At 70.3% G+C, this 24,498-nt stretch carries 21 protein-coding genes; 9 read left to right on the forward strand and 12 right to left on the reverse strand.

What is annotated here, in order from left to right; genetic code table 11:
- Positions 1–27 precede the first annotated feature (27 nt).
- The 7 genes from ACFYY8_RS40540 to pgsA form a co-directional block, all read right to left on the reverse strand.
- Positions 28–1,692 carry an alkaline phosphatase D family protein gene (locus ACFYY8_RS40540; RefSeq protein ID WP_390050413.1) on the reverse strand — a complete coding sequence of 555 codons (1,665 nt, stop codon included), beginning with the start codon at positions 1,690–1,692 and terminating at the stop codon, positions 28–30.
- A 191-nt stretch (positions 1,693–1,883) separates the two neighbouring features.
- Entirely contained in the window at positions 1,884–2,798 is a 915-nt protein-coding gene (gene pdxS / locus ACFYY8_RS40545) for a pyridoxal 5'-phosphate synthase lyase subunit PdxS (protein ID WP_390050414.1), read from the reverse strand.
- A 162-nt stretch (positions 2,799–2,960) separates the two neighbouring features.
- Complete coding sequence (locus tag ACFYY8_RS40550; RefSeq protein ID WP_390050415.1) at positions 2,961–3,977, reverse strand: DUF3048 domain-containing protein; 1,017 nt, start codon at positions 3,975–3,977, stop codon at positions 2,961–2,963.
- Between the two features lie 81 nt (positions 3,978–4,058).
- Entirely contained in the window at positions 4,059–4,598 is a 540-nt protein-coding gene (locus tag ACFYY8_RS40555) for a hypothetical protein (protein ID WP_390050416.1), read from the reverse strand.
- Entirely contained in the window at positions 4,595–5,722 is a 1,128-nt protein-coding gene (locus tag ACFYY8_RS40560; protein ID WP_390050417.1) for a glycosyltransferase family 4 protein, read from the reverse strand. Before ACFYY8_RS40560 ends, ACFYY8_RS40555 begins: the two co-directional genes overlap by 4 nt.
- A 49-nt stretch (positions 5,723–5,771) precedes the next feature.
- The gene (locus ACFYY8_RS40565) at positions 5,772–6,686 is read right to left on the reverse strand and encodes a phosphatidylinositol mannoside acyltransferase (RefSeq protein WP_390050418.1); all 915 of its coding nucleotides are present in this window, start codon (positions 6,684–6,686) and stop codon (positions 5,772–5,774) included.
- Positions 6,687–6,698: 12 nt separating this feature from the next.
- The gene (pgsA, locus tag ACFYY8_RS40570) at positions 6,699–7,316 is read right to left on the reverse strand and encodes a phosphatidylinositol phosphate synthase (RefSeq protein WP_390050419.1); all 618 of its coding nucleotides are present in this window, start codon (positions 7,314–7,316) and stop codon (positions 6,699–6,701) included.
- A 199-nt stretch (positions 7,317–7,515) separates the two neighbouring features.
- Between pgsA and ACFYY8_RS40575 the strand changes: the two genes are divergently transcribed.
- The 3 genes from ACFYY8_RS40575 to ACFYY8_RS40585 all read left to right on the forward strand — a co-directional run bounded on the left by ACFYY8_RS40575 (position 7,516) and on the right by ACFYY8_RS40585 (position 13,654).
- Entirely contained in the window at positions 7,516–9,648 is a 2,133-nt protein-coding gene (locus ACFYY8_RS40575; protein WP_390050420.1) for an elongation factor G-like protein EF-G2, read from the forward strand.
- 125 nt (positions 9,649–9,773) lie between these two features.
- Positions 9,774–11,402, forward strand: coding sequence for a glycoside hydrolase family 10 protein (locus ACFYY8_RS40580; protein WP_390050421.1), 1,629 nt, complete (start codon positions 9,774–9,776; stop codon positions 11,400–11,402).
- A 104-nt stretch (positions 11,403–11,506) separates the two neighbouring features.
- Positions 11,507–13,654, forward strand: a complete 2,148-nt coding sequence (locus tag ACFYY8_RS40585; RefSeq protein ID WP_390050422.1) for a hypothetical protein — start codon at positions 11,507–11,509, stop codon at positions 13,652–13,654.
- On the opposite strand, the gene ACFYY8_RS40590 is transcribed toward ACFYY8_RS40585, so the two are convergent.
- Positions 13,597–14,151, reverse strand: a complete 555-nt coding sequence (locus tag ACFYY8_RS40590; RefSeq protein ID WP_390050423.1) for an HIT family protein — start codon at positions 14,149–14,151, stop codon at positions 13,597–13,599. The two genes, ACFYY8_RS40585 and ACFYY8_RS40590, sit on opposite strands and share 58 nt — an antisense overlap.
- 125 nt (positions 14,152–14,276) lie before the next feature.
- Here ACFYY8_RS40590 and ACFYY8_RS40595 point away from each other — a divergent pair, with 125 nt between their 5' ends.
- Entirely contained in the window at positions 14,277–14,810 is a 534-nt protein-coding gene (locus ACFYY8_RS40595; protein ID WP_390050424.1) for an Asp23/Gls24 family envelope stress response protein, read from the forward strand.
- Positions 14,811–14,866: 56 nt separating this feature from the next.
- On the opposite strand, the gene thrS is transcribed toward ACFYY8_RS40595, so the two are convergent.
- Positions 14,867–16,834, reverse strand: a complete 1,968-nt coding sequence (thrS, locus tag ACFYY8_RS40600) for a threonine--tRNA ligase (RefSeq protein WP_390050425.1) — start codon at positions 16,832–16,834, stop codon at positions 14,867–14,869.
- Positions 16,835–16,892: 58 nt separating this feature from the next.
- Positions 16,893–17,531: a glycoside hydrolase family 25 protein gene (locus tag ACFYY8_RS40605; RefSeq protein ID WP_390050426.1), complete on the reverse strand. Its 639-nt coding sequence runs from the start codon at positions 17,529–17,531 to the stop codon at positions 16,893–16,895.
- A 93-nt stretch (positions 17,532–17,624) separates the two neighbouring features.
- Between ACFYY8_RS40605 and dapD the strand changes: the two genes are divergently transcribed.
- The 3 genes from dapD (at position 17,625) to ACFYY8_RS40620 (ending at position 19,597) form a co-directional block, all read left to right on the forward strand.
- Positions 17,625–18,602, forward strand: a complete 978-nt coding sequence (gene dapD, locus ACFYY8_RS40610; protein WP_390050427.1) for a 2,3,4,5-tetrahydropyridine-2,6-dicarboxylate N-succinyltransferase — start codon at positions 17,625–17,627, stop codon at positions 18,600–18,602.
- A gap of 118 nt (positions 18,603–18,720) precedes the next feature.
- Complete coding sequence (locus ACFYY8_RS40615; protein ID WP_390050428.1) at positions 18,721–19,317, forward strand: hypothetical protein; 597 nt, start codon at positions 18,721–18,723, stop codon at positions 19,315–19,317.
- 19 nt (positions 19,318–19,336) lie between these two features.
- Complete coding sequence (locus tag ACFYY8_RS40620) at positions 19,337–19,597, forward strand: hypothetical protein (protein ID WP_390050429.1); 261 nt, start codon at positions 19,337–19,339, stop codon at positions 19,595–19,597.
- Here the strand turns inward: ACFYY8_RS40620 and ACFYY8_RS40625 are convergent.
- Positions 19,581–20,477, reverse strand: a complete 897-nt coding sequence (locus tag ACFYY8_RS40625) for a TIGR03564 family F420-dependent LLM class oxidoreductase (RefSeq protein WP_390050430.1) — start codon at positions 20,475–20,477, stop codon at positions 19,581–19,583. The two genes, ACFYY8_RS40620 and ACFYY8_RS40625, sit on opposite strands and share 17 nt — an antisense overlap.
- Positions 20,478–20,556: 79 nt before the next feature.
- Complete coding sequence (locus ACFYY8_RS40630; RefSeq protein WP_390050431.1) at positions 20,557–21,180, reverse strand: DUF4232 domain-containing protein; 624 nt, start codon at positions 21,178–21,180, stop codon at positions 20,557–20,559.
- A 744-nt stretch (positions 21,181–21,924) separates the two neighbouring features.
- Between ACFYY8_RS40630 and ACFYY8_RS40635 the strand changes: the two genes are divergently transcribed.
- Positions 21,925–22,497, forward strand: coding sequence for a hypothetical protein (locus tag ACFYY8_RS40635; RefSeq protein ID WP_390050432.1), 573 nt, complete (start codon positions 21,925–21,927; stop codon positions 22,495–22,497).
- Positions 22,498–23,730: 1,233 nt separating this feature from the next.
- Positions 23,731–23,964, forward strand: coding sequence for a DNA-directed RNA polymerase subunit alpha C-terminal domain-containing protein (locus ACFYY8_RS40640; RefSeq protein WP_390050433.1), 234 nt, complete (start codon positions 23,731–23,733; stop codon positions 23,962–23,964).
- The last annotated feature ends 534 nt before the right edge of the window (positions 23,965–24,498 follow it).

Genomic DNA, 24,498 nt, shown 5'->3' on the forward strand with positions numbered 1-24,498 from the left:
GCTGGACATGCGTCGTCCCGTTGGGGTTCAGGGGCGCCTGGTCTCCAGGTCGACGACCTCCCGGATGAGATCGGCCTCCGGCTCCGTGGGCATCCGGCTCGCCGGAGGCGCGGCCGGGCGCAGATAGGTCTGCCGTACGCCCGGCACCCGGTCCTCGACCACGAAGGTCGCCTTCACGTGAGCCTGCGCACCGGCCTGCCGTACCTGCGGGAGCACCGTGAAGTCGGCGGTCAGCAGGTCCGGCTCGATCCGGGTGAGCACGTAACCGCGCTGGTTGTTGTAGAAGCGTAGGTGCGGGTTGATCTTGAGGAACGGCTGCGTCCCGGGGTCGGAGTCCGCGCCGTCGCCTCCGGTGGTGATGGAGGTCGTGACCAGCTCGGAGCCCACCGTGGGGGTGGTCGGGTCGTCGTAGTCGAGCTTGAGGTCGGCCGCCCAGTGGGCGTGCACGTCGCCGGTGAGCACGACCGGGTTGCGCACCCCCGCGTCCACCCACCCCTGGGTGATCCGCCGCCGCGAGGCGACGTAACCGTCCCAGGCGTCCTGACTGGTCACCTTGGCGGGCCCCGCGTCACTGTCACGCTGGGCGAAGAAGACCTGCTGGCCGATGACGTCCCACCGCGCCCGCGACCGGCGGAAGCCGTCGAGCAGCCAGCGCTCCTGGGCCTCCCCCGTGATCGAGCGCGCCGGGTCGGTCGCGGCCGGGCAGTCACGGTAACCGTCTCCACAGCCCTGGTCGTCGCGGTACTGCCGGGTGTCGAGCATGTGGAAGGTGGCCAGGGCGCCCCACCGGACACGCCGGTAGATCTGCATGTCGATCCCCCTGGGGATGGAGGTACGCCGCAGCGGCATGTTCTCGTAGTAGGCGCGGAAGGCCGCGGCGCGCCGGGTGAGGAAACCCGGTTGCGGGATCTCCGGCTTCTCCGGCACCTCGTCGGCCCAGTTGTTGTCCAGCTCGTGGTCGTCCCAGACGACCAGCCAGGGCGCCGCCGCGTGCGCCGCCCGCAGGTCGGGATCGGTCTTGTACTGCGCGTGCCGCTGCCGGTAGTTCGCCAGCGTCTCGGTCTCCGGCCCCTCGTGGTCGCGGACGTTGCCGCCGGGGATGGTGTAGGTGTCGCGGGCGTACTCGTACTGGTAGTCGCCCAGGTGCAGGACGAGGTCCGGCTCCTCCTCGGCCAGGCGCCGGTAGGCGGTGAAGTGGCCGTGCTCGTACTGGGCACACGAGACGAAGGCCATCGTCAGGCCCGTGCCGAGCGACAGGGGGTGCGGGGCGGTCCTGGCCCGTCCCATCGGCGACAGGTACGGCCCGGTCCTGAAGCGGTACCAGTACTCCCGGCCCGGCTCGAGGCCGTCCAGCTCGACGTGGACCGAGTGTCCCCACCGGCTGTCCGTGATCACCGTTCCCTGCCTGACCGTCCTGTGCCCGGCGTCGTCACCGTAGACCTGCCACCGGACGGGGAAGGGCAGGTCGGGCATGCCGCCTAGGCCGTCCTCGGCCAGCGGCAGGGGGGCGAGCCTGGTCCAGATCACGAACCCGCCCGGGCTCGGATCGCCGGAGGCGACGCCAAGGGTGAAGGGGTCGGCGCGCGGCCGGCGGGTGGTGGGAACGGCCGCGGCGGCGGGGGCGGTGACGTGCGCCGCCGCGAGGCCGGCGACGCCGGTGACGAGGAAGGAGCGTCGGCTGAGCCGGGACATGGGGGCCCCTCGAAGGTCGTCGGACGTGGTCGCCCGCCAGCCTTACCGACGATCGTGACCCTGGAGTTAACGTTCCGGGTCATGAAAAAGGCGGCGTCCCGCAAAGACGCCGCCTTCTCGTGGTCCGCCCCGACCAGCCGCGCTCCGCCAGGCGGTGCTCCAGCCGGCGGAACCGGTCCGGTCCTGATCGGCTACCAGCCGCGCTCCGCCAGGCGGTGCGGGACCGGGATGTCGTCGACGTTGATGCCGACCATGGCCTCGCCCAGGCCGCGGGAGACCTTGGCGACGACGTCCGGGTCGTCGTAGAAGGTGGTGGCCTTGACGATCGCCGCGGCGCGCTCGGCCGGGTTGCCCGACTTGAAGATGCCGGAGCCGACGAACACGCCCTCCGCGCCGAGCTGCATCATCATCGCGGCGTCCGCCGGGGTGGCGATGCCGCCCGCGGTGAAGAGCACGACGGGCAACTTGCCCGCCTTGGCGACCTCGACCACCAGCTCGTACGGCGCCTGCAGCTCCTTGGCGGCGACGTACAGCTCGTCCTCGGGCAGCGAGGACAGCCGCTTGATCTCACCGCGGATCTTGCGCATGTGCATGGTGGCGTTCGAGACGTCGCCGGTGCCCGCCTCACCCTTGGAGCGGATCATCGCCGCGCCCTCGGTGATGCGGCGCAGCGCCTCGCCCAGGTTGGTGGCGCCACAGACGAAGGGCACCGTGAAGCGCCACTTGTCGATGTGGTTGGCGTAGTCGGCCGGGGTCAGCACCTCCGACTCGTCGATGTAGTCGACGCCGAGCGACTGGAGCACCTGCGCCTCGACGAAGTGGCCGATGCGGGCCTTGGCCATGACCGGGATGGAGACGGCGGCGATGATGCCGTCGATCATGTCGGGGTCGCTCATCCGCGAGACGCCGCCCTGGGCGCGGATGTCTGCGGGGACCCGCTCAAGGGCCATGACGGCGACGGCACCGGCGTCCTCGGCGATCTTGGCCTGCTCCGGGGTGACGACGTCCATGATGACGCCGCCCTTGAGCATCTCTGCCATGCCGCGCTTCACCCGGGCGGTTCCGGTGACGGCGGTCTCGGTGACTTCGGGCGTGCTGCTGGACACGGTCTCTACCTCACGACGAGCGGGTTGCGGATCACGGTCCGCCTCCCTGGGCGGGTTTCCGGCGTTCTCTATCGTAGGCGCTGAGTGGCATGTGCCCTTACACACCATCTTGTCGCGCTTATGTGATCTTCTTGGACATGATGGTAAGGACCGTCATGGTCCTCAGGGAATGACAGGCTTGGGCGCCGCCAGCACGATCCACACCTGGCCCGGGGCGAAGTTCATCGGCTCGCCCGCCTCGGTGGTGAAGACCGTGCCGTCCTCCTCCGTCTTGCGCGACCAGGTGGCCTTGAACGCCTGACCGTCCCTGAGCACGACCGCCCTGCCCTTGCCGACGCTGTGCACCAGGGGCGTGTAGCTCTGGTTCAGGTCGTGGAACTCCGAACGCTCGGTCTTGGCGTACTGCACGACGATCGTGGGGGCCCCGAGCTGACCGCCCTCGGCGGCCATGTCCTTCTTGCCGTCCTGCCAGACCAGCCACCTGCCCGCCTCCTGCGACCAGGCGAAGGTGAAGCGCGCCGCCGGGTACCGGACCGTGAACGACTTCTTGGCCACGCCTCCCTCGGGGGCGTCGCCGAAGGTGAAGCCGATGTCCTTGGCCTTGGAGGCCCCCGGCGCCTTGGCCAGCAGCTGCTTGGTGTTCGCGAACAGGTTGTAGGGCGCGTAGCGGCCCGGCTGGCGGAAGTAGGCGCCAGGGGCCCTGCTGTCGGAGACGTCGACCAGGGACGCCGCCTGGACCTTGGGGATCATCTTGGTCTGCACGCCCGAGTAGGCCAGGGCGGGCTTGCCGAACTGCGGCAGGATGTGCAGGTCGGAGATCCTGGCGCTGCGGACCGGGCCGATCTTGGGCGGCAGCTTCGAGGAGAAGACGGCCATCAGGCGGGTCAGTCCCGCCTCGACCTGCTCGACGTAGACGATGTCGGCGCTCCTGAGCCCGAGCTGGGGCTTGCCCGCCGAGGTGTTCTCGATCTTCGCGGCGAGCACGGGCCTGCGCGCGGCGCCGGGAAGCCCGGTGAAGGGGTGGGTCGGCGGGGGTTCGGGGGTGGACGTCTCCGACGGGGAGGGGTCGGCGGCCTGCGGACTGCCTCCGGCTGCGGGCTCGTTCGAGGAACAGGCCGCCAGCGGCCCGAGAACAGCCACTCCCGCCAGCGCGACGGCGATCATCCGGGGCACCCGCACGGTTCATCTCCTCAAATCGGCCATGAAACGCCCAAGAGCTTACCTGTGCCCGACTTGCCGGATATCCGAGTTCCGCGTGTCCTATTCGATGGCGAGCGCCTTCGGAGGGGTGTCGTCGATCTCGAAGAAGGAGGGATATTCGGTGTGTCCGGCCAGCCTGAGGGTCCTGGCCAGCCACCGGCGCTGGGCGGTGCGCGTCACGCCGACCGCGTTGTTGTAGAAGCGGCGGGAGTAGATCACCTTGGCCACCGCGGCACCGAGTTCGTCGAGCAGCGCGCCCCCCTCAGGGACGTCCGCCAGGCGCTCACGGAAGCGCTCCTGGTCCACGACCGCCCGCAACGCGCGTGACAGGTCGCTCTCGGCGTGCTCGCGCTCCTCGGGACCCGCCGTACGGGCCTCGTGCGCCGCGGTGGCCAGCACCAGGCTGGTGGCCGGGTCGAGCAGCCGGGAGGCGGCCAGTTCGAGCGCCACGGCGGCCCGCCGTACCAGGGCGGCGTCCAGTGACTCTCTGGCCAGCTCAAGGCGGATGTGCAGGCGGTCGAGACGTCCGGCGCGCCAGGAGACGTAAACGGCGGTGAGCAGCACGATCGCGCCCACCACCAGGATCAGGGTGGTCGTCACCGGTTGTCGTCCTCCTCGACTCCCGCGGTGCTGGCGACGGTCTCGTAGACCCGCAGGACGTCGCGGGCGACCGTCGACCAGTCGTACTTCCACACGGCCCGGCTCGCCTCGCCGGACAGCTCGGCCCTGCGGCCGGGGTCGTCGAGCAGCGCCGCGGCCTCACGGGCGAGCGAGGCGGCGTCACCGGTCTCGAACAGCGCCCCCGCCCGGCCGTCGTCGAGCACCCTGCGGAAGGCCGGGATGTCGCTGGCCAGGATGGCGGCTCCGGCGGACATCGCCTCGGTCAGCACGATGCCGAAGCTCTCCCCGCCCAGGTTCGGCGCGCAGAACACGTCCACCGAGTGGTAGGCGCGCACCTTGTCCTCCTCGCTGACCATGCCGAGCAGCACGACACGGTCACGGAAGGCGGCGGGAACCCTCGCCAGGGCCTCCTGCTCGTCCCCCGGACCGGCGACGAGCAGGCGCAGCCCAGGGCGGCGCGGGGCGAGCTCGGCGAAGGCGTCCAGCAGCACGGGCAGCCCCTTGCGCGGCTCGTCCATCCGCCCGAGGAAGCCGATCACCTCGCCCTCGTCCCAGCCGGGCAACGGCTCGGCGTGCGTGTAGCGGCCGACCGCGACCCCGTTGGGGATGAGCACCGCGTCACCGCCGATGAACTCGACCAGGGTCTTCCTGGCGGCGTCGGAGACCGCGATCCGGCCGCTGATCTTCTCCAGCGCGCTCATGAGCACCGGCGTCGTGACCGACAGCGAGCGGTAACGCTCGTGCGAGGTGTGGAAGGTGGCCACGATCGGCCCCTTGGCCACCCAGCAGGCCAGCAGCCCGACGGAGGGTACGGCGGGCTCGTGCACGTGCAGCACGTCGAAGCGGCCCTCGCGCACCCAGCGCCGCACCCGGTTGGCCGACAGGAAGCCGAACGACAGTCTCGCGACCGAGCCGTTGAAGGGCACGGGGACCGCCCTGCCGACCGAGGTCACATAGGCGGGCAGGGGGGCGTTCTCCGAGGCCGGGGCGATGACCGAGACCTGGTGGCCCTCCTCGATGAGGGCCTCGGCCAGGTCGCGGACGTGCGCCTGGACCCCGCCGGGCACGTCCCAGGTGTAGGGACAGACGATGCCGATCCTCACCTCCGGCCCACCCCTCGCGCGCCGTACCGGCCGTGTTCCGCGAAGGCGCTCATGTGCGGGGCTCCAGGTCCTCGAGCCAGAGCCGCTGGAGCATGTGCCAGTCCTGCGGGTGCTCCGCGATGCCCTTCGCGAAGACGTCCGCCAGGGCCTGGGTCAGGATGGCGACCTTCTCCGCCCGGGTGCCCTCCTGCGGGACGGCGACCTCGTCGTGGAACTGCAGCCCCCAGTCGTCCCCCTCGAACCACAGGGTCGTCGGGACCAGCGCCGCCCCCGTGTGCACGGCCAGCAGGGCGGGCCCGGCGGGCATGCGCGTGGCCGAGCCGAAGAAGCCGACCTCGATCCCCTTGGCCGTGAGGTCCCGCTCCGCGGGCAGCGCGACCGCGCCCCCCGCCCTCAGCCGCTGCGACAGGGTGCCGAAGGTGTGCCCGTCCCCGCCCGTGAGCGGCAGCACCTCCATCCCCAGCCCCTGCCTGAAGGCGGTGTAGCGCAGGAACAGCGACTCCGGCCGCAGCCGTTCGGCGACGGTGGTGAACGGGTGCCCCGTCGCGCTGAACCATGCGCCCGCCATGTCCCAGTTGCCCATGTGCGGCAGCGCCATGACGACCCCCCGGCCCGCGGCGAGGTTGTCGTGGACCCGCCGGACGCCGACGGCGTGCGTGCGGGAGAGGATCTCCGCCTTCGGCATGGAGGGCAGGCGGAAGACCTCGTGGAAGTAGCGGAAGTAGGAGCGCATGCCCGCACGGCTCAGCTCGCGGATCGCCGGGTCGTCCTTCGACGTGCCCTTGACCCGGGCGAGGTTGGCCTCAAGACGGAGGACGGAGGCGCCGCGACGCCTCCACAACCGGTCGGCGGCCGTCCTGAAGGCCCAGGCCGTGAGGCGTTCCGGCAGGTGGGGGACGATCGCCCAGCCCGCGCCGAACCCGGCGGCGACGAGACGATCCTGGGGAGAGGTCTTGCCTGTCATCGCTTTTTCCGATCAGCGGAGGGGGCGTGACGCCGAGGAGGAGGCCTGGCGGTAGACGTGCAGGAGACGCTGGACGACCGTGACCGCGCTTCCCACGGCCAGCAGCCAGAGTCCCCCCGACAGCACGTACGGCACGCCGAGCCCGCCGATCCCCGCGGCGACCAGGCCGACGACCAGCCGTTCCGGCCGTTCGACGAGACCGACGTCGCACGTCATGCCCAGCCCCTCGGCCCTGGCCTTGACGTAGGACACCACGGCCCCGGCGACCAGGCAGAACAGGGCGACCATCGCCAGCGCCCGTTGTCCGTCCAGCATGAGCCAGATCACCAGCCCCGAGAAGATCCCGGCGTCGCCGACCCGGTCGAGGGTGGAGTCGAGGAAGGCGCCCCAGAGACTTCCCGGGCCCGACATCCTGGCCATGACCCCGTCGAGCAGATCGGCCAGCACGAAAATAGTGATCACGACACTGCCGGGGAACAACTGCCCACGGGGATAGAAGAAGAGAGCCGCGGCCACGGTGCCGAGTGTGCCGACCGCGGTGACCATGTTGGGGCTGATCCCCCGGCGGGCGAGCGCCCTGCCCAGGGGGGTCAGGATTCGGGTCACGGCGGGGCGCAGAAGTTTCAGCATCGCGCTCCGATCGTAGGCCACACAACCTGTGAGCGCGCATCCAACGCTCCGCGACCGGATCACCTCGGCCCTCTTGTGATATTCGCCACACGGGTATTTGGTGAACACACCGCGTCCTTGCGGTGTACGGACGCGGCGGCGGACCCCGGGGTGTGGCCGCACGCGGCCGCGCTCCTTCGGCAACGACGCAGGAGGCGACGTGGCAGAGAAGGCAACCGGCGGGACAGCGGGAGCCGCGGGTAGGGCGCCCGCGGCCGACCGGCCGGACATGATTCGCAATGTCGTACTGGTCGGCCATTCCGGCTCGGGCAAGACGACCCTCGTGGAGACGCTGCTGACCGCGACGCGGACCGTGCAGCGCGCGGGCCGGGTCGAGGACGGCGGAACGGTCAGCGACTTCGACGAGGTCGAGGTGCGCCAGCAGCGCTCGGTCAACCTGACCCTGGCCCCGCTGGTCCACAACGGCGTCAAGGTCAACCTGCTGGACACCCCCGGTTACGCCGACTTCGTGGGTGACCTGCGGGCCGGGCTGCGCGCGGCGGACGCGGCGCTCTTCGTCGTCTCCGCCTCCGAGGGGATCGACGGCCTCACCCGGATGCTCTGGGAGGAGTGCGCGGCCGTCGGGATGCCCCGCGCCGTGGTGATCACGAAGCTCGACCACCAGCGGGCCGAGTTCGACGAGGTGCTGACCGCCTGCCAGGACGCCTTCGGCGACGGCGTGGCACCGCTGTACCTGCCGGTCACCGAGGGGGGCGAGCTGAGGGGCCTGGTCGGGCTGCTGACCCAGACCTTCCACGACTACACCGGCGGCAGGCGCACCGAGGGCGTCCCCGACGCCTCACAGCGGGACCGGATCGACTTCTACCGCGCCTCCCTGATCGAGGGGATCATCCAGGAGAGCGAGGACGAGTCCCTGATGGACCGTTACCTCTCGGGTGAGGAGATCGGCACCGAGATCCTCATCGGCGACCTGGAGAAGGCCGTGGCCCGCGGGGGCTTCTATCCGGTGCTCGCCACCGGGGCGGGGGTCGGCGCCTTCGAGATCCTCGAACTCGTCACCCAGGGCTTCCCCTCCCCGCTTGAGCATCCGCTGCCCGAGATCACCACGATCGACGGCAAACCGGTCACCGATGTCACCTGCGACCCGGAGGGACCTCTTGTCGCCGAGGTCGTCAAGACCACCAGCGACCCCTATGTCGGCCGCATCAGCCTGGTCAGGGTGTTCTCCGGGACGTTGCGCCCCGACATGACCGTGCACGTCTCCGGCCACGGGCTGGCCGAGCGGGGGCACGAGGACCACGACGTGGACGAACGCATCGGCGCGCTCTCCTGCCCCCTGGGCAAGACCCAGCGCACGGTCGCCGAATGCGTGGCGGGCGATATCGCCGCGGTGGCGAAGCTGTCGCGCGCCGAGACCGGCGACACCCTGTCCGACAAGGAGCGGCCACTGCTGATGACCGCCTGGAGCATGCCCGACCCGCTGCTGCCCGTGGCGATCCAGGCGAAGTCGAAGGCCGACGACGACAAGCTCGGGCAGGCCCTGCAGCGCCTGGTCGCCGAGGACCCCACGCTCAGACTGGAGAACAACCCGGAGACCAGGCAGCTGGTGCTGTGGTGCATGGGCGAGGCCCACGCGGACGTCCTGCTCGACCGGCTGAGCAGGCGCCACGGCGTCGAGGTCGAGAAGATCGGGCTGCGGGTGCCGCTCAGGGAGACCTTCGGCGGCAGCTGTCAGGCGCTGGGCCGCAACGTCAAGCAGACCGGCGGGCACGGCCAGTACGCCATCTGCCATCTGGAGATCGAGCCGCTGCCCTCCGGCGGGGGCTTCGAGTTCGTCGACAAGATCGTCGGCGGCGTGGTCCCACGCCAGTTCATCCCCTCCGTCGAGAAGGGGGTGCGCACCCAGATGCAGCGCGGCGTGCTGGCCGGCTACCCGCTGGTCGACGTGCGGGTGACGCTGTACGACGGCAAGGCCCACTCGGTCGACTCCTCGGACATGGCCTTCCAGATCGCCGGGGCGCTGGCGCTGAAGGAGGCCGCCGCCAAGGTCCCCACGCTGCTGCTCGAACCGGTCGACGAGGTGACCGTGCTGGTTTCCGACGACCACGTCGGCTCGGTGATGTCCGACCTGTCCTCCCGCAGGGGGCGCGTCCTCGGCACCGAGCCGGTCGGCACCGGGCGCACGCTCGTCCGCGCCGAGGTGCCCGAGCTTGAGATCACCCGTTACGCGATCGACCTGCGGTCCATGTCGCACGGCACGGGGACGTTCCACCGTGTCTTCCTGCGCTACGAGCCGCTGCCCGCCCACCTGGCGGACAAGGTCGCGAGCTGACCCGAGGGAGGCGTGGGCGTCGCCGCCCACGCCTCCCAAGAATTGACTACATAACAGTAGCGTCACGGAATGATTTCTTTTTTCAGGGCCAAAGCACCCCGGCCCCGATGACAGACTGATGAACCATGCGAACCGGACGTCCTTTGCTCGCCGCAACCGCCCTCGCTGTCCTCACGACCGGCGCGGCCTACACCTTCGGCCCGGACGCCCCTCCGGTGAAGCCGGCCAAGCACTCCAAGACCACCAAGGCCGCCGAGTCCGCCGCACAGACCGGGACCGAACCGGCTTCGGGCACACCGGCGGCGGACAGCGTGACGGCCGCCTGCCAGACCGACGCGAAATACCCCAAGCGGGAGATGCGCGGCATCTGGATCGCGACGGTGAAGAACATCGACTGGCCCTCGCGCACCGGGCTCTCGCCCGCCAGGCAGCGCGCCGAGTACGTCAAGATCCTCGACCAGGCGGTCAAACGCCGCTTCAACGCGGTGTTCTTCCAGGTCCGCCCGGCCTCGGACGCGCTGTACAAGTCCTCTCTGGAGCCCTGGTCGGAGTACCTGACCGGTACGGCGGGCAAGGACCCCGGCTGGGACCCGCTGCCGTTCCTGATCGCCGAGGCCCACCGGCGCGGACTCGAGTTCCACGCCTGGTTCAACCCCTACCGCGCCGCGTTCGAGGGAGGGGCGGAGGGGCTTCCCGCCGGCCACCCCGCCCGTGAGCACCCCGAGTGGATCGTCAAGCACGAGGGCAAGATCTACTACAACCCCGGCCTGCCCGCGGTCCGCGACCACGTCACCGCGGTCGTCAAGGACGTGGCCCAGCGCTACGACGTGGACGGCGTCCACTTCGACGACTACTTCTACCCCTATCCCGGCGCGGGCGCGCCGTTCGACGACGACGCGGCCTTCAGGAAGTACGGCAAGGGCGCCAAGCGGGCCGACTGGCGGCGTGCCAACGTCAACACGCTGATCTCCCAGGTCGACACGGCCGTTCACCAGGTGAAGCCGTACCTCAAGTTCGGCGTGAGTCCCTTCGGGATCTGGCGCAACAAGGCACAGGACCCGACGGGCTCGGCCACCGGCGGCATGTCCGCCTACGACTCCATCTACGCCGACGCCCGCCACTGGATCAAGAAGGGCACGGTCGACTACGTCATCCCGCAGCTGTACTGGCCGCGCGGCTTCAAGGCGGCCGACTACGACGTGCTGGTGCCGTGGTGGGCCGCCCAGGTCAAGGGCACCGACGTCGACCTGTACATCGGGCAGGGCCTCTACCGGGTCGGGGCGACCGACACCCCGGCCTGGACCAAGGCGGGTGAGCTGGCCTCGCACCTGGCGGTGAACCGCAAGTACAAGGAGGTCAACGGCGACGTCTACTTCAGCGCCAAACAGCTCCTGACCAACCCGCTCGGCGCGCTCGACCGGGTCGTCGCCAAGTACTACAGCCGTCCCGCGCTGCTGCCCCTGATCAAGGGTCTCGGCGGCAAGGCCCCGGCCACGCCCGCGGACCTGAGGGTCCAGGACGGCACGATCAGCTGGAACCCCTCCCCCGACGCCCGCTCCTACGCCGTCTACCGGGTCACCTCCGGTGAGGCCGGGGCGTGCGCGACCGCGGACGCCCGCAACCTTCTCGCCGTCGTGCCCGCCTCGGACCAGGCGCGGCAGAGCTTCACCGCGCGTGGGAGCGGGACCTACCTCGTCACCGCGCTCGACCGCCTGCAGAACGAGAGCCCAATCGCCAAGATCGTCCTACCTTGACCCGGTTGATACCGGTGATTCTCTCCTTCCGGTAGACCTCGGGCGGACTCTTCCCCTACCTTCCCGTACGGTGCCGACACTCGGCTGAGTCAGGGAGGTCTCCGGTGAGGCGAACGCTTGCCGTGTTCGCGCTGGTCCTGGGAGTGCTGTGGCCTGGGGCCGCGCACGCGGCGGCGCAACCGGCGGTCCGGGTCACGGCCCATGCGGAAGGCCCCGCGCGGGTGGTGCTGATCGGGGTTCCCGGCCTGCTGTGGAGCGACCTGACCCCCCAGGGCACGCCGAACCTGTGGGCCCTGGCGGGCCGGAGCGCGACCGGGTCGCTCTCGGTCCGCACGGTCGGCCGCGTGACCTGCCCCTACGACGGCTGGCTCACGGTCTCCGCCGGGATCAGGTCCGCCGTCGGGTACGGCTGCGGCCTGCCGCCCGAGCCCGCCCCCGAGGGGCAGGGCGCCGTCATCCCCGGCTACGACTACCTGTACCGGGTCGCGGGGCAGCGCGGCACCGGCACCCTCGGCGACGCCGTGCACGCCGCGGGCGGCTGCACGCTCGCGGTGGGGCCCGGGGCGGCCGTCGCCCTAGCCGACCGGTCGGGGCGGGTCGACCGCTACGCCGCCTCCCCGGAACGGCTGGCCCCCGGCGCGTTCGACACGTGCCGGGTGGCCGCGGTCGACGTCGACGACCTGATCCGGCCCTACGTGACCGGCGGGCGGCTGCCCGAGGCCGAGGACATCCTCACCCCGGAGCAGCGGGCGCAGGCGCTGCGGCTGGCGGACGCCAAGACGGGGGCGGCGCTGAACGCCCTCCCGCAGGACGCCGTCGTGCTGCTGGCGGGTCTGGGAGACCACGGGGGCACCCCGCACCTGCGGGTGGCCATGATGCGCGCCCAGGACGCCTCGGGCCGCTTCCTCGGGGCGCCCTCGACCCACCGTGAGGACGTCTCCATCGTGCCCGACATCACGGCCACGATGCTCGGGATCACGGGCGTGGCCGTACCGCCCTCGGTGATCGGGGTGCCCTGGCGGGTGGCGGCGAGCCGTACGGGCGGGGTCGAGGGGGCCAAGACCGAACTGGTCGACGACGACGGGGCCGGCCAGGCGATCAGGGACATGGGTGGGATCTTCTTCACCTCGGTGGCCGTGCTGCAGGTGCTGTTCTACGTCGTCGCCTTCCTGCTGATGCGTCGCAGGCGCGGGCTCGGCGGGGTCAGGGTGGCCGCGGTCACCCTGGCGTGCCTGCCGGTCTCGACCTACCTGGTCAACCTTCTCGCCTGGGAGCACACGGGGGCGCCGCTGGCCGCCGTGGTCGGCGGGATCGTCGTGATCACCCTGCTGCTGGCCGTGACCGCGCTGGCGGGCCCGTGGCGCCGTTCCCCGCTCGGGCCGCTGGTGCTCGTCACGGGGGTCACCGCGGCGGTCATCGCCGGTGACCTGGTGACCGGGACGAACCTGCAGTTCAACAGCGTCATGGGCTACACCGCCGTGGTCGGCGCCCGTTACTCGGGCCTGGGCAACATCCCGTTCGCGCTGTTCGCCACCTCGGTCCTGCTGGTGGTGACCTCGATCGCCCACCGGCTGGTGAGCGTGGGGCGTAAGAACGCGGCGGTCGGGATCGTGGCGACGCTGGGAGGCGTCGCGATGATCCTGGGCGGCTTCCCCGGGATCGGCAGTGACTTCGGCGGGGTGATCGCCTTCGTGCCCGGCATCGCCGTGACGGCGCTGCTGATCGCGGGCAGGCGGGTCTCGATCGTCAAGCTGGGCGCCTTCTGCGTGGCGGGCGGCGTCATCGTGATGACCATCGCCTATCTCGACCACCTGCGTCCGCCCGGGTCCCAGACCCACCTGGGCCGCTTCGTCGGCCAGATCTTCACCGGCGAGGCCTTCGAGGTGGTGAGCCGCAAGCTCGGCGCGATGCTGGGCACGCTGCTCAACCCGAACCTGATGCCGATCGTGATCGCCGCGTTCGCCTTCCTGGTCTACGCGCTGCTGCGGCCGGACGCGGCCAGCGCGGGGGTGCTGCCCGCGGCCTTCGAGTACTCCCCCACGCTGCGCGCCGGTCTGATCGGCACCCTGGCCAGCGGGGTCGTCGGCACCCTGGTCAACGACTCGGGCGCCGCCGTGCTGTCCATGGCCCTGGCGCTGGCCGTACCGCTGGCGCTCTCGGTCGGGGTGAGGGCCCTCGGAGAGAGCGCGCGGTCCTACGCGGAGGCGGGCCAGGAGCCCGCGAGCAGCTCCCTGGTGTCGCGCAGCAGCTGAGGCAGCACCTTGGTGTGACCGACGACCGGCATGAAGTTGGTGTCCCCGCCCCAGCGGGGCACCACGTGCTGGTGCAGGTGGGCGGCGATGCCCGCTCCGGCGACGTCGCCGAGGTTCATGCCCACGTTGAAGCCCTGCGCGCCGCTGGCCTTGCGCAGGGCGGTGAGCGCCCGTTTGGTGAAGTCGGCCAGTTCGGCGGTCTCCACCTCGTCGAGGTCGGCGTAGTCGGCCACGTGCCGGTAGGGGCAGACCATCAGGTGGCCGGAGTTGTACGGGTAGAGGTTGAGCAAGGCGAAGACCGCGGTCCCCCTGGCGATGATCAGGCCGTCCTCGTCGCTCAGTTCGGGGATCTCGCAGAACGGGCAGCCGTCGCCGGGGCCGGAGCCCGCCGGCTTGTTCTCCCCCTTGATGTAGGCCATCCGGTGCGGAGTCCACAGTCGCTGGAAGTTGTCAGGGACCCCAGCCCCCGCCTGCTCGATCGGCTCGCTCTCCTGCATGCATTGCAGCATAGGCCCACCGGTTTCGGGCGCCCCCAGCCGGTGCCGCCCGTATATGCGGACAAAGCGGCCTATTTTCCGGCAGAATCCTCGCGAGCATGACCACCGAAAGCCGAGGAGTACCCATGACCGACGTCTCCGTCGAAGAGATCACCGAGGAGACCGACTCTCCCGCTGAGACCCCGGCCGCCCGCCCGTTCCCGCTGAACCTCTCGGCTTCCCTCGCCACCGCTCCCGGGATCCCCGAGAACCCGGGACCCGCCGCGGCCGCCGCGGTGGTGAAGGGCCGCATCAGGGTGGCCGACGAGGTGGTCGAGAAGGTGGCCTCCCTCGCGACCCTGGAGGTCGCCGGTGTCGTGGGGCTCGGCGAGGACCCCTCCGGCGTGCTTGAGGCGATCGGCGAGCGGGTGGCCCCCGGGGCCAGGAAGGGCGGGCGGGGCGTGAGCGCCCACGTCCAGGATCGCACGGTCGCGATCGACGTCTCGATCGTCGCGGAGTACGGCCACGTCGTGATGGACGTGGCCAACGAGGTCAAGAACAACGTGGCCCGCACCGTCAGCCGGATGCTGGGCATGCGGGTCGTCGAGGTCAACGTGGGCGTCGAGGACGTCCGCCTGCCCGGCGAGCCCGTCAAGGGCCGTTCCGCCGAGGACGTCTGACCCGGTGAGCGGCCCGTGCTCCGCGTCGGAGGCACGGGCCGCGCCGGAGGCGGGGATCAGACCTGGACGCGCCGCTCGATCGCGTCGACGATCTCGTCGATCGCCTGGGCGACGGGGACGCCGTTCTTCTGCTCACCGTTGCGGAACCTGAAGGAGACCGCGTCGTTGGCGATGTCCTCGTCACCGGCCAGGAGCATGAACGGCACCTTGGCCTTCTGCGCGTTGCGGATCTTCTTCTGCATGCGGTCGCCGGAGGCGTCGACCTCGATCCTGACACCCCGCTCGCGGGCCTTCTTGGCCAGGTCCTGAAGGTAGGGGACGTGGGCGTCGCCGATCGGGATGCCGACGACCTGCACGGGGGCGAGCCAGGGAGGGAAGGCGCCCGCGTAGTGCTCGACCAGGACGCCGAAGAAGCGCTCGATCGAGCCGAACAGCGCCCGGTGGATCATGATGGGCTGCTGACGCGTGCCGTCCGACGACTGGTACTCCAGCTCGAAGAGCTTCGGCAGGTTGAAGTCGAGCTGGATGGTCGACATCTGCCAGCTGCGCCCGATGGCGTCGCGCGCCTGTACGGAGATCTTCGGCCCGTAGAAGGCGGCCCCGCCGGGGTCGAGGACGAGGTCGAGGTTCTCCGACTCGGCGACCTCGCGCAGCGTCGCGGTCGCCTCCTCCCAGTCCTCGTCGGAGCCGACGAACTTCTCCGGGTCCTTGGTGGACAGCTCAAGGTAGAAGTCGTCGAGGCCGTAGTCGCGCAGCAGGTCGAGGACGAACCTCAGCAGCGACTTCAGCTCGTCGCGCATCTGGTCGCGGGTGCAGTAGATGTGGGCGTCGTCCTGGGTCAGGCCGCGCACCCGGGTCAGGCCGTGGACCACGCCCGACTTCTCGTAACGGTAGACGGTGCCGAACTCGAACAGCCGCAGCGGCAGCTCACGGTAGGAACGCCCGCGCGACCTGAAGATCAGGTTGTGCATCGGGCAGTTCATCGGCTTGAGGTAGTAGCTGGCCCCCTCAAGCTCCATGGGCGGGAACATGCCGTCGGCGTACCAGTCGAGGTGACCGGAGATCTCGTAGAGGTGGCCCTTGGTGATGTGCGGGGTGTTGACGAAGGAGTAGTCCGCCTCCTCGTGCCTGCGCCGCGAGTAGTCCTCGAGCACCCTGCGGATCACACCGCCCTTGGGGTGGAAGACCGGCAGCCCCGAACCGAGCTCCTCGGGGAAGGAGAACAGGTCGAGCTCGGCGCCCAGCTTGCGGTGGTCGCGCTTCTCGGCCTCCTCCAGCATGTGGAGGTACTCGTCCTGCCGCTCCCTGGACTCCCACGCGGTGCCGTAGATGCGCTGCAGCTGCGGGTTCTTCTCGCTGCCCCGCCAGTAGGCGCCGCCGGTGCGCATCAGCTTGAACGCCGGGATGGAACGGGTGCTGGGCACGTGCGGGCCCCGGCACAGGTCCTTCCAGCACAGCTCGCCGGACTTGGCGTCGAGGTTGTCGTAGATGGTCAGCTCGGCGCCGCCCACCTCGACGCTCTCCTCGGCGTCGCCGCCGCCCTTGAGCCCGATCAGCTCCAGCTTGTACGGCTCGGCCGCCAGCTCCGCGCGCGCCTCCTCGTCGGAGACCCTCCTGCGGGAGAAGAGCTGCCCCTGCTTGACGATCTCCCGCATGCGCTTCTCGATGCGCTTGAGGTCGTCCGGGGTGAAGGGGTCCTTGACGTCGAAGTCGTAGTAGAAGCCGTTCTCGACCGGCGGGCCGATGCCGAGCCTGGCCTCGGGGAAGATCTCCTGCACCGCCTGGGCCATGACGTGGGCGGTCGAGTGGCGCACGATGGCCCGGCCGTCGGCGCTGGCCGCCTCGACGGGCTCGACCCGGTCACCCTCGGACACCACGGCCGCGAGGTCCCTCAGCTCGCCGTTCACCCTGGCGGCGACCACCGAGCGGCCGTCCGCCCCGAGGGCGTCGCCGTACGTCGTGCCTCCCGCCACCACACGCTCGGCTCCGGCGAGGGTGATGCGCAGTTCTGACACGGCCGACACGGTTGCTCCTCGGTATGCGTGACGCTGGTTCTCGGGAAACCCGACTACGGATCCGATGCTACCGGTGTCCGCCACGCCTTTTTCCAGCGCGCCGCCGGGGCCGGTAGCCCAGCGAGGTGAGCTGCGCCCTGGTCCCCCGGAAGACGTTGCGGTCCAGCGGTTCGTGACAGTACTGGTGGATCGTCCATCTGTGCCACGGCTGCGGGATCTCCGGTCTGCCCGTCGGATGGTCGGGGGCGGCGATCCACAGCGGGTGGTCCTCAAGCCCGGCGCAGTTGCCCGCGTCGGCGAAGGCCAGAAAGGTGTAGATCACCGGCCTGACCCTCGCGTGGGCGGCGACGGCCTCGCACCAGGCGCGCGCGAAACGGGCCACCTTCCCGGGCGGCAGCCGGTCACCGGTCTCCAGGTCGAGGGCGACCAGGTCTCCGTGGCGCAGCCCACCCGCCCGCTCGACCGTCCCGAGGAAGCGGCGCGCCTGGTCCTCCGGGTCGCCCGCGGGCCTGGCGAAGTGATAGGCGCCACAGACGATCCAGTTCTCCCGCATGCCGGTCCAGTTGCGCTCGAACCACCGGTCGGTGAAGGTGCTCCCCTCGGTGGCCTTGGCGAAGGCGAAGGACACGCCGTTGTCGGCGTGCCCGCCCCAGTCGACCGCCCCCTGCCAGTTCGACACATCGATGCCGTGCAACATGGGCAACATGGCGGCCAGGCTATTGACGGAGAGGCTCCCGCACACGCCGGCCACACCCTCGCCGTACGGCCGTTGCACCCGCTTTGACTAGGCTTGGTCGGCGTGAACGCAGCAGCTCAGACCTCCGGCGCCCACGGCGTCGGCATCGCCACCATCGCCTCAGACGGCACCGTGCTCGACACCTGGTTCCCCGACCCGCGCCTGGGTGACCCCGCCTCGCCGGGCACCAGGCGGCTGACCGCCCAGGAGGCCGCCGAGGCCCTCGGCCCCGAGGTCACCGCGCTTCTCGGACCGGACGATGCCAGGGGAGTCGAGGTGGTCGCGGTCTTCACCGGGATCACCAAGCTGTCGGAGGCCCCCGCCGACACCCACGACGTCTACCTCCGTCTCCACCTGCTCTCCGCCCGCCTCGTCCAGCCGCACGGGCAGAACCTGGACGGCATCTTCGGTCTGCTCGCCAACGTGGTGTGGACCAGCCACGGCCCGTGCCCCGTCGAGGGCTTCGAGGCCGTACGGCTGCGCCTGCGCGCGCGTGGCCCGGTGACCGTCCACGGCGTGGACAAGTTCCCCCGGATGGCCGACTACGTGATGCCCTCCGGAGTGCGGATCGCCGACGCCGACCGGGTGCGCCTCGGCGCCCATCTGGCCGCGGGCACGACCGTGATGCACGAGGGGTTCGTCAACTTCAACGCGGGCACGCTCGGCACGTCCATGGTCGAGGGCCGCATCTCGGCGGGCGTGGTGGTCGGCGACGGCTCCGACGTCGGCGGCGGTGCCTCGATCATGGGCACCCTGTCCGGCGGCGGCAAGCAGGTCATCTCCATCGGAGGCCGCTGCCTGCTCGGCGCCAACAGCGGCGTGGGCATCTCGCTGGGCGACGACTGCGTCGTCGAGGCGGGCCTGTACGTCACGGCCGGGACGAAGGTCGTCCTGCCCGACGGGAAGGTCGCCAAGGCCGCCGAGCTCTCCGGCTCGCCGGGCCTGCTGTTCCGCCGTAACTCCACCTCCGGGGCCGTCGAGGTCGTGCCGCGCTCCGGCACGGGTATCGAGCTCAACAGCGCCCTGCACGCCAACGACTGACCTCTCACGCCCACCGCGCTCCGGCGGCCTGCGGGATGTCACCCCGGGGCCGCCCGCCTGCCAAGGTTATCCCGGCGGACCTGGCACAGGCGGGGAGGACGGCATGGACGGTCGGGAGATGGCACGCGATGAGCCGGGGACGGCGGCGGCCCGGCTGGTCACCGGCGTCTTCGCCCCGCAGGTGCTGGTCATCGCACTGCCCCCGGTCGTCGGGCTGCTGGCCGACGGCTGGCCGGGCGTCCTGTGGGGGCTGGGGACCTCGGCGCTGTGCGGCGGGGTCCCCGCCGGGGTGATCGCGGCCGGGGTCCGCTCAGGACGGCTCGACTCCCATCATCTGGTCGACCGCGCGAGCCGGACGAAGCCGCTGCTGGTCGCCGTCTGCGCGGTACTGGCCGCGCTGGTGCTGCTCGTCCTGCTGCGGGCGCCCACGCTGCTGGTCTCCACGGTGACCGCGATGCTGGCCGCCCTCGCGGTGACGGTCCCGGTCACGCTCAGGTGGAAGATCTCCTTCCACGCCGCCGTGTCCGCGGGGAGCGTCGTCGTGCTCTCCAGAGTGCTGCCCGCCGTACCGACACTGGCCGCGGGGGCGCTGGTCGTGGCCGTCGTCTGCTGGGCCAGGGTACGGCTGGGCCACCACACCCCGACCCAGGTCGCCGTCGGGGCGCTGACCGGGCTCGGCACCGCGTGGGTGACGCTGACCGCGTTCGGCGTCTGAGTGACGCATGATTCTCTTCATGCCGAAAAATCGTGATTCGTTGTGGTCGATCGGGTCGAAGGGGTCGATCCTTTCCATCGGTTCCACCGGCTCGATCCTGTCGATCGGTTCTGCGGGCTCCGTGCTGTCGATCGGCTCGATCGGCTCGGCCGCCTCCGTCCTGTCGATCGGCTCGGTGCTCTCCGCCGGATCGATCCTGTCGGGGCTCGCCCGCTGGTCCGTCCTGTCCTGGCGGTCCAGGAGGGCGGTCATGAAGGCGGGCGTCACAGGAGGGTCTTAAGGAACTCCCGTGTCCTGCGGCCCTCGGCGAACACCGCGGCGGCGAAGTCGGTGACCCCGGCCTTGGCGAGCTCGCCGATCCTGGCCGAGACGCTCTCCTCGTCCCCGATGATCGCGACGTCCGCCGGGCCCGCGGCCCCCTCCCGGTCGAGGACCGCCCGGTAGGACGGCAACTCGCCGTAGAGCGCGAACAGCTCGGCGGCCCTCGCCCTCGCGGCCTCCGCGTCGTCGGTGACACAGACCGGCAGGACGCACACGATCCTGGGCGCGGGCCGTCCCGCCGCCCGCGCGGCCTCGGTCACGGCGGGCGCGATGTGCTCGGCCACGGTCTTGGGGCCGGTCATCCACAGCACGGTCCCGTCGGCCAGCTCTCCCGCCAGCTTGAGCATGCGCGGGGCCAGCGCGGCGACCAGCACGGGCAGGTTCCCGGCGCCGGGGGTGGTCAGCCCGATCCGCGCGGTGAGGGTCTCGCCCTCGAAGGCCACCTGCTCGCCGCGCAGGAGGGGCACCAGGATGGAGAGGTACTCCCGCATGTACCTGGCAGGCCGGTCGAAGCTGTAGCCGTACATGTCCTCGATGACGACCTTGTGCGACAGGCCGACGCCCAGGGCGAGCCTGCCGTCGAGGGCGGCGTTGACCGTGAGCGCCTGCTGGGCCAGAGCCGCCGGATGGCGCGGATACGCGGGCACGACGGAGGTGCCCAGTTCGATCCCGGGCACCTGACCACCCGCGACGGCCAGCGCGGTCAGCGCGTCGAGGCCGAAGATGTTGGACAGCCAGGCGGAGGAGAAGCCGTCGTCGGCCGCCCTCTCGATCTGCCGACGCAGGTTCACCAGTTCGCCGGGGCCCGCGGGCTCACCGAGTGACAGTCCGATCCGCACCACAGAACTCCGTTCTCGTGACTGCGGCCAGTTTAGGCACCTGTTGATCGTTTTTCGGAGAACGCGACTCCCGGCGCGTTCACAGCCTGGAACCGGAGACCATCGGGGCGACGTCGAGTCTGCCGTCGCCGCAGACCACGCCGGCGAAGGGGATCTCCAGGTGCGCCACCTCGTCCGGCGGGATGATCATCAGGCGTGCCGAGGACGGGCACGAGGTCTCGCGCCCGCTCGGCACCGTGGTCCAGTGGAGTCTGGCGTGCGCCGAGGCCCCGGGGCGTAGCGTCACCCGGTGCGCCGGGACGTTCTCCCTGCGGACCCTGGTGCGCAGGGCGTCCCCCTTGGCGTCGAACATGACCAGGCCGACGAAGCCGTAGACCCAGCAGCTCTTCGCCGAGGCGTTGGTGAGCACCAGCGGCGCGTACCGCTGCCCCGCCCCCGCGTCCACCCTGCCGACATCCGCCCTGAGTCCCTCGGTACGGCAGCGCCCGGCGGCCGCGGTGGACAGGCTCGCGCCCTCGAACACCGCCGTCCCGGTGCCCTGCTGCGTCCCCGCGCCCGCCGAGGGGCCGGTGGGCCGCGCGGGGACCGGTGCGGCCGCCGTCCCGGAGAGCGCGGGCGGAGCGCACGCGGTGACGGCCGCCAGCACCGCCGTCGTCACCAGAGAGGTCGCCGGGCCACGTCGTGTCCTGTTTCTCCATTCCATGTCTTCTTGGACACACGACACCCGGGTTTTGTTGGCCGTGCCTCGCCCTCTCCCCCGTGGTCACGGCGGAACGCCGGATCGCCGAGCGACCACGGGGTGCTCCGGCCCGCCGGGCGCCGGACGGCGTCGTGGCCGGGAAGACCTCGACGGCCTCGGCCACCGTGCTGACGGACTCCACGGCCACGCCGATCGTCGCGAAGAACTCGTGCGGCGACGGCCGCGGCCCTAATGGCCCCGTCCTCTGCAGGCGGCGCTCAGCCTGGAGTACCACGACGAGCTGCTGGACTCCGCTACCGGCCGCGTCCTCGACGAGCTGCTGGAGGAGGGCTACGCAGTCGTCCGCCCGGCCAAGGTCGAGTCCTCCCGGGTGGAGGACCTGGTCATCGCCGTTCGGCCGGTGTGGGACAGCACCGAAGGTGGCGTCGACGCCCAGCCGCGTGCGGTCGTAGCCGAGCTGGTGCCGCTCATCGCCTACCGGCTAGGCCACCACGCGGGAGTGGTGACCGGCCACCATCAGGGGCGTCGCTCTCGTTGAGCACGCCGCAGAGCCCCCGCCCTCCGTAAGGGTGCCACCCGGTCGGGTCGCCGGCCATGGACTGCCCGACAGCACGCGTGCGGCATGCTTCCCACGAGGTGCCGGCGTTCCCGCCCACAGACTGACCCGAGCGGAGTCAACACAAACTCAACATGGACTCAACATCGGCCTGCCTATCTTCCTGCTCACCGCACGAAGAAGGAGACGAAATGAGTTTCATGAGAATGGCCGCCGTCGTCATAGGCGCCGCAGGGCTGCTGGCGGCAACTCCCGGCATCGCGAACGCCGCCAACGATCCCGACACCGCGAGCACTGTCAAGGAGGGTGCGGCGAGCGCCGGAACGCCTGGTTTCGTGAGCGCCGCCGACGAACCGAGTGTCGTGAGCTTCGGCAATGAGTGGTTCACGTCCAACGAACGCCCGCAAGATAAGGGGTACGGATTCGTGGGCTATGCCCAAAGCACAGTCGGCGGTGTCTGGCAGCACGTCATGATGTGGCGCGACAATAACTACGTTGTGCTCGAGTCGTTTATCAACGACGAGGCGACGGACGGCTACTGTGCCGGAGCGGAGATCCGCTACCAGGTCTACACCGGCAGCGGGTGGTCGGGCTATCACTACCGCATGATTCCGAGCTACGACTGTTCGACCAACAACGACGCCGTCAACGGTCGCTATTACTACAGCTATTTGAAGACCAGGAACGTCAGCTCGCGTGCATGCCACGTCAACTCGTCCGGGGGAAAGATCGAATGCGAGGGAAGCTGGCACGGGCCGATCTAGAAAGCCCTCTACGGCCCGGCGGCGCCTCAGGAGCGCCCCTCAAGAGGGTGTCGGCATGTGGTGACCACGGCCTTGGCCTGGCGAACGCGTAGCGCCCCCGTCCTCCGTAGAGGCGGGGGCGCCATCATGTCCGGACCCTCGAAGGGCGATGAGGAGGCGCGGTGAGGGAGGAGACGTCTATACGAACGAGTTGCGAACCCTCGTAGGGCTTGATGAGGACCGGGGGTTGGGACCGGTCGCCACCGACGGCGCGATGTTGTGAACTCTCACAGGGTGATGAGCCACCAGTCCGCCCCGCGACGCCGACGGCCGTAAGCAACAGCGCCCCCGTCCTTCAGGGCGGGGGCGCCGTCATAAAGCCGCTAAGCCCGGACGCACTTCTTTGCGTTGGCGGCCACGCTTTCCCCGTCAAGGGTGATCAATGCCGTGCAGCTATAGGTCTCGGTCCAGGGGGTGATGGTGATCACGTGGGAACCAGGCGTCGGGCTCGCGGTCCCAATGCATCCCTCTCCGATCAGCCACAAGGAGTGGAACAGCGGCTCACTCTCCCACCTTCCCTGGGCGCAGACGAAAGTAGAGCTGCCGGAAGCGGCGGCCGGGACCGCCGCCAGCGGAACCGCGAGAACCACGGCGGCGGCGGTGACGGCAAGACGCTTAATCAGAGACATGGGGTGCCCTTCCACGGAGGAGGCTGGCGAGGTTCGGGAAGCGCCTCGAAGGTAACCCGGGAGAGCGATCCCGCTCCCTGACCGGAAGCGGACATCAAGAGGCTCAACGGCAAGTACGGCCGGCGTCCGCCTGCCCGCCCGGCCGCCGGACCATACCCTGGCCACACCCCAGCCCAGGAGGACCCAATGAGCCATAAGGAAAAAGCGGCATAGCTGTCACGTATGGCCTCGATATCGGTTGTCGATCACGTGAGAGGAACCTACTCACCTCCGGCCCTCAGGAACCGCAAATTGGCGACATTTACCGCAATGACGGGTGATGGAATCATCGATTCCCACGAGGGGCAGCGTGCTGCGGGTCCTTCTGGTCCGATCCGGCAAATGACGAAACGGGGACATTCGGGAGCCCTGTCGACCGACGACGCCCGCTGAGCGCTACGCATCCGAGACGTCGGCGCGTTCGAGGAAGAGTCCGCCGCCGTCCTGGAGACGTCCGCGCCGCACGAGCGGTGGCTGCGTGATGCTTATCTTCTCGGAGCGGCTACGTACGGGTGCGGGAGGGCACATGCTGAACGACAAACACGCCAAGGTGGCCATTGAGGAACTTGGCCTCACGGTGCGCGCGTACTTGCCCCTGAAGCGTGCGGGCATCGACACCTACGGCGAGCTGGTCGCTCACAGCGAGCAAGACCTTCTGGCGGTCGAGCGCAACGGCCCCATGTATGTCGAGGAGGTCAAGCAGAGGCTCGCCGCCATCGGACTGTCTCTTGCACCCTCAGGAGCCGAAGCCGAAGCTTGAGGAGTAGTAGCTGTCGCGGCGTTCCCGCACGCAGCGGGAGGAGCCCTCCGAGGGTTACGCTCCATCCTCGTCATGCCCGGCGGGAACTTCGCGCTGCTCGCCCTGCCACGTCCATCCTTTCGCGGGCGCTGCAGGCCTGCTCCCTCCGGAGGGGGACGGTTCACTTCAGGAAGTCCGGCACGTCGTCCCCGTCGCCGCCGTCGGGAAAGCACTCCGCTCTCCTGCCCCTAGGGAGCCGTGTGCCTCTCCGAGGATGGCCAACTGGACGTGCAAGAAAAGTTGTACGAGCTTGGAGGCCGCTTCTACAGAGGCATCCCCAAGGACGGTTCGGTCAGGCAGATCGACCTGCCGCCGTTCCTTGACGAGCTGATGGCGAACCTTCAACCGCGCCGGTGTACCTGTAGACCGCGCAAGCGCAAGCCAGGCGACCCCGACTGGTGGGCGAATTCGAGGGGTCGTTGCAACACAGTTGATCAACTGGCTGTCGCCAGAAGCTTAGCGAGACGCTCGGCTGGGGTTTCCCAGTCGAGCGTT

It is taken from the genome of Streptosporangium sp. NPDC001559, from assembly GCF_042893955.1.
GTDB lineage: Bacteria > Actinomycetota > Actinomycetes > Streptosporangiales > Streptosporangiaceae > Streptosporangium.

Excerpts from the sequence above, each read along its gene's own strand:
- ACFYY8_RS40540 (WP_390050413.1), bottom strand. The coding sequence starts at position 1,692 with ATGTCCCGGCTCAGCCGACGCTCCTTCCTCGTCACCGGCGTCGCCGGC.
- ACFYY8_RS40565 (WP_390050418.1), bottom strand. The coding sequence starts at position 6,686 with ATGACAGGCAAGACCTCTCCCCAGGATCGTCTCGTCGCCGCCGGGTTC.
- pgsA (WP_390050419.1), bottom strand. The coding sequence starts at position 7,316 with ATGCTGAAACTTCTGCGCCCCGCCGTGACCCGAATCCTGACCCCCCTG.
- ACFYY8_RS40580 (WP_390050421.1), top strand. The coding sequence starts at position 9,774 with ATGCGAACCGGACGTCCTTTGCTCGCCGCAACCGCCCTCGCTGTCCTC.
- ACFYY8_RS40590 (WP_390050423.1), bottom strand. The coding sequence starts at position 14,151 with ATGCAGGAGAGCGAGCCGATCGAGCAGGCGGGGGCTGGGGTCCCTGAC.
- ACFYY8_RS40595 (WP_390050424.1), top strand. The coding sequence starts at position 14,277 with ATGACCGACGTCTCCGTCGAAGAGATCACCGAGGAGACCGACTCTCCC.
- ACFYY8_RS40605 (WP_390050426.1), bottom strand. The coding sequence starts at position 17,531 with ATGTTGCCCATGTTGCACGGCATCGATGTGTCGAACTGGCAGGGGGCG.
- ACFYY8_RS40615 (WP_390050428.1), top strand. The coding sequence starts at position 18,721 with ATGGCACGCGATGAGCCGGGGACGGCGGCGGCCCGGCTGGTCACCGGC.
- ACFYY8_RS40620 (WP_390050429.1), top strand. The coding sequence starts at position 19,337 with ATGCCGAAAAATCGTGATTCGTTGTGGTCGATCGGGTCGAAGGGGTCG.
- ACFYY8_RS40630 (WP_390050431.1), bottom strand. The coding sequence starts at position 21,180 with ATGGAATGGAGAAACAGGACACGACGTGGCCCGGCGACCTCTCTGGTG.
- ACFYY8_RS40635 (WP_390050432.1), top strand. The coding sequence starts at position 21,925 with ATGAGTTTCATGAGAATGGCCGCCGTCGTCATAGGCGCCGCAGGGCTG.
- ACFYY8_RS40640 (WP_390050433.1), top strand. The coding sequence starts at position 23,731 with ATGCTGAACGACAAACACGCCAAGGTGGCCATTGAGGAACTTGGCCTC.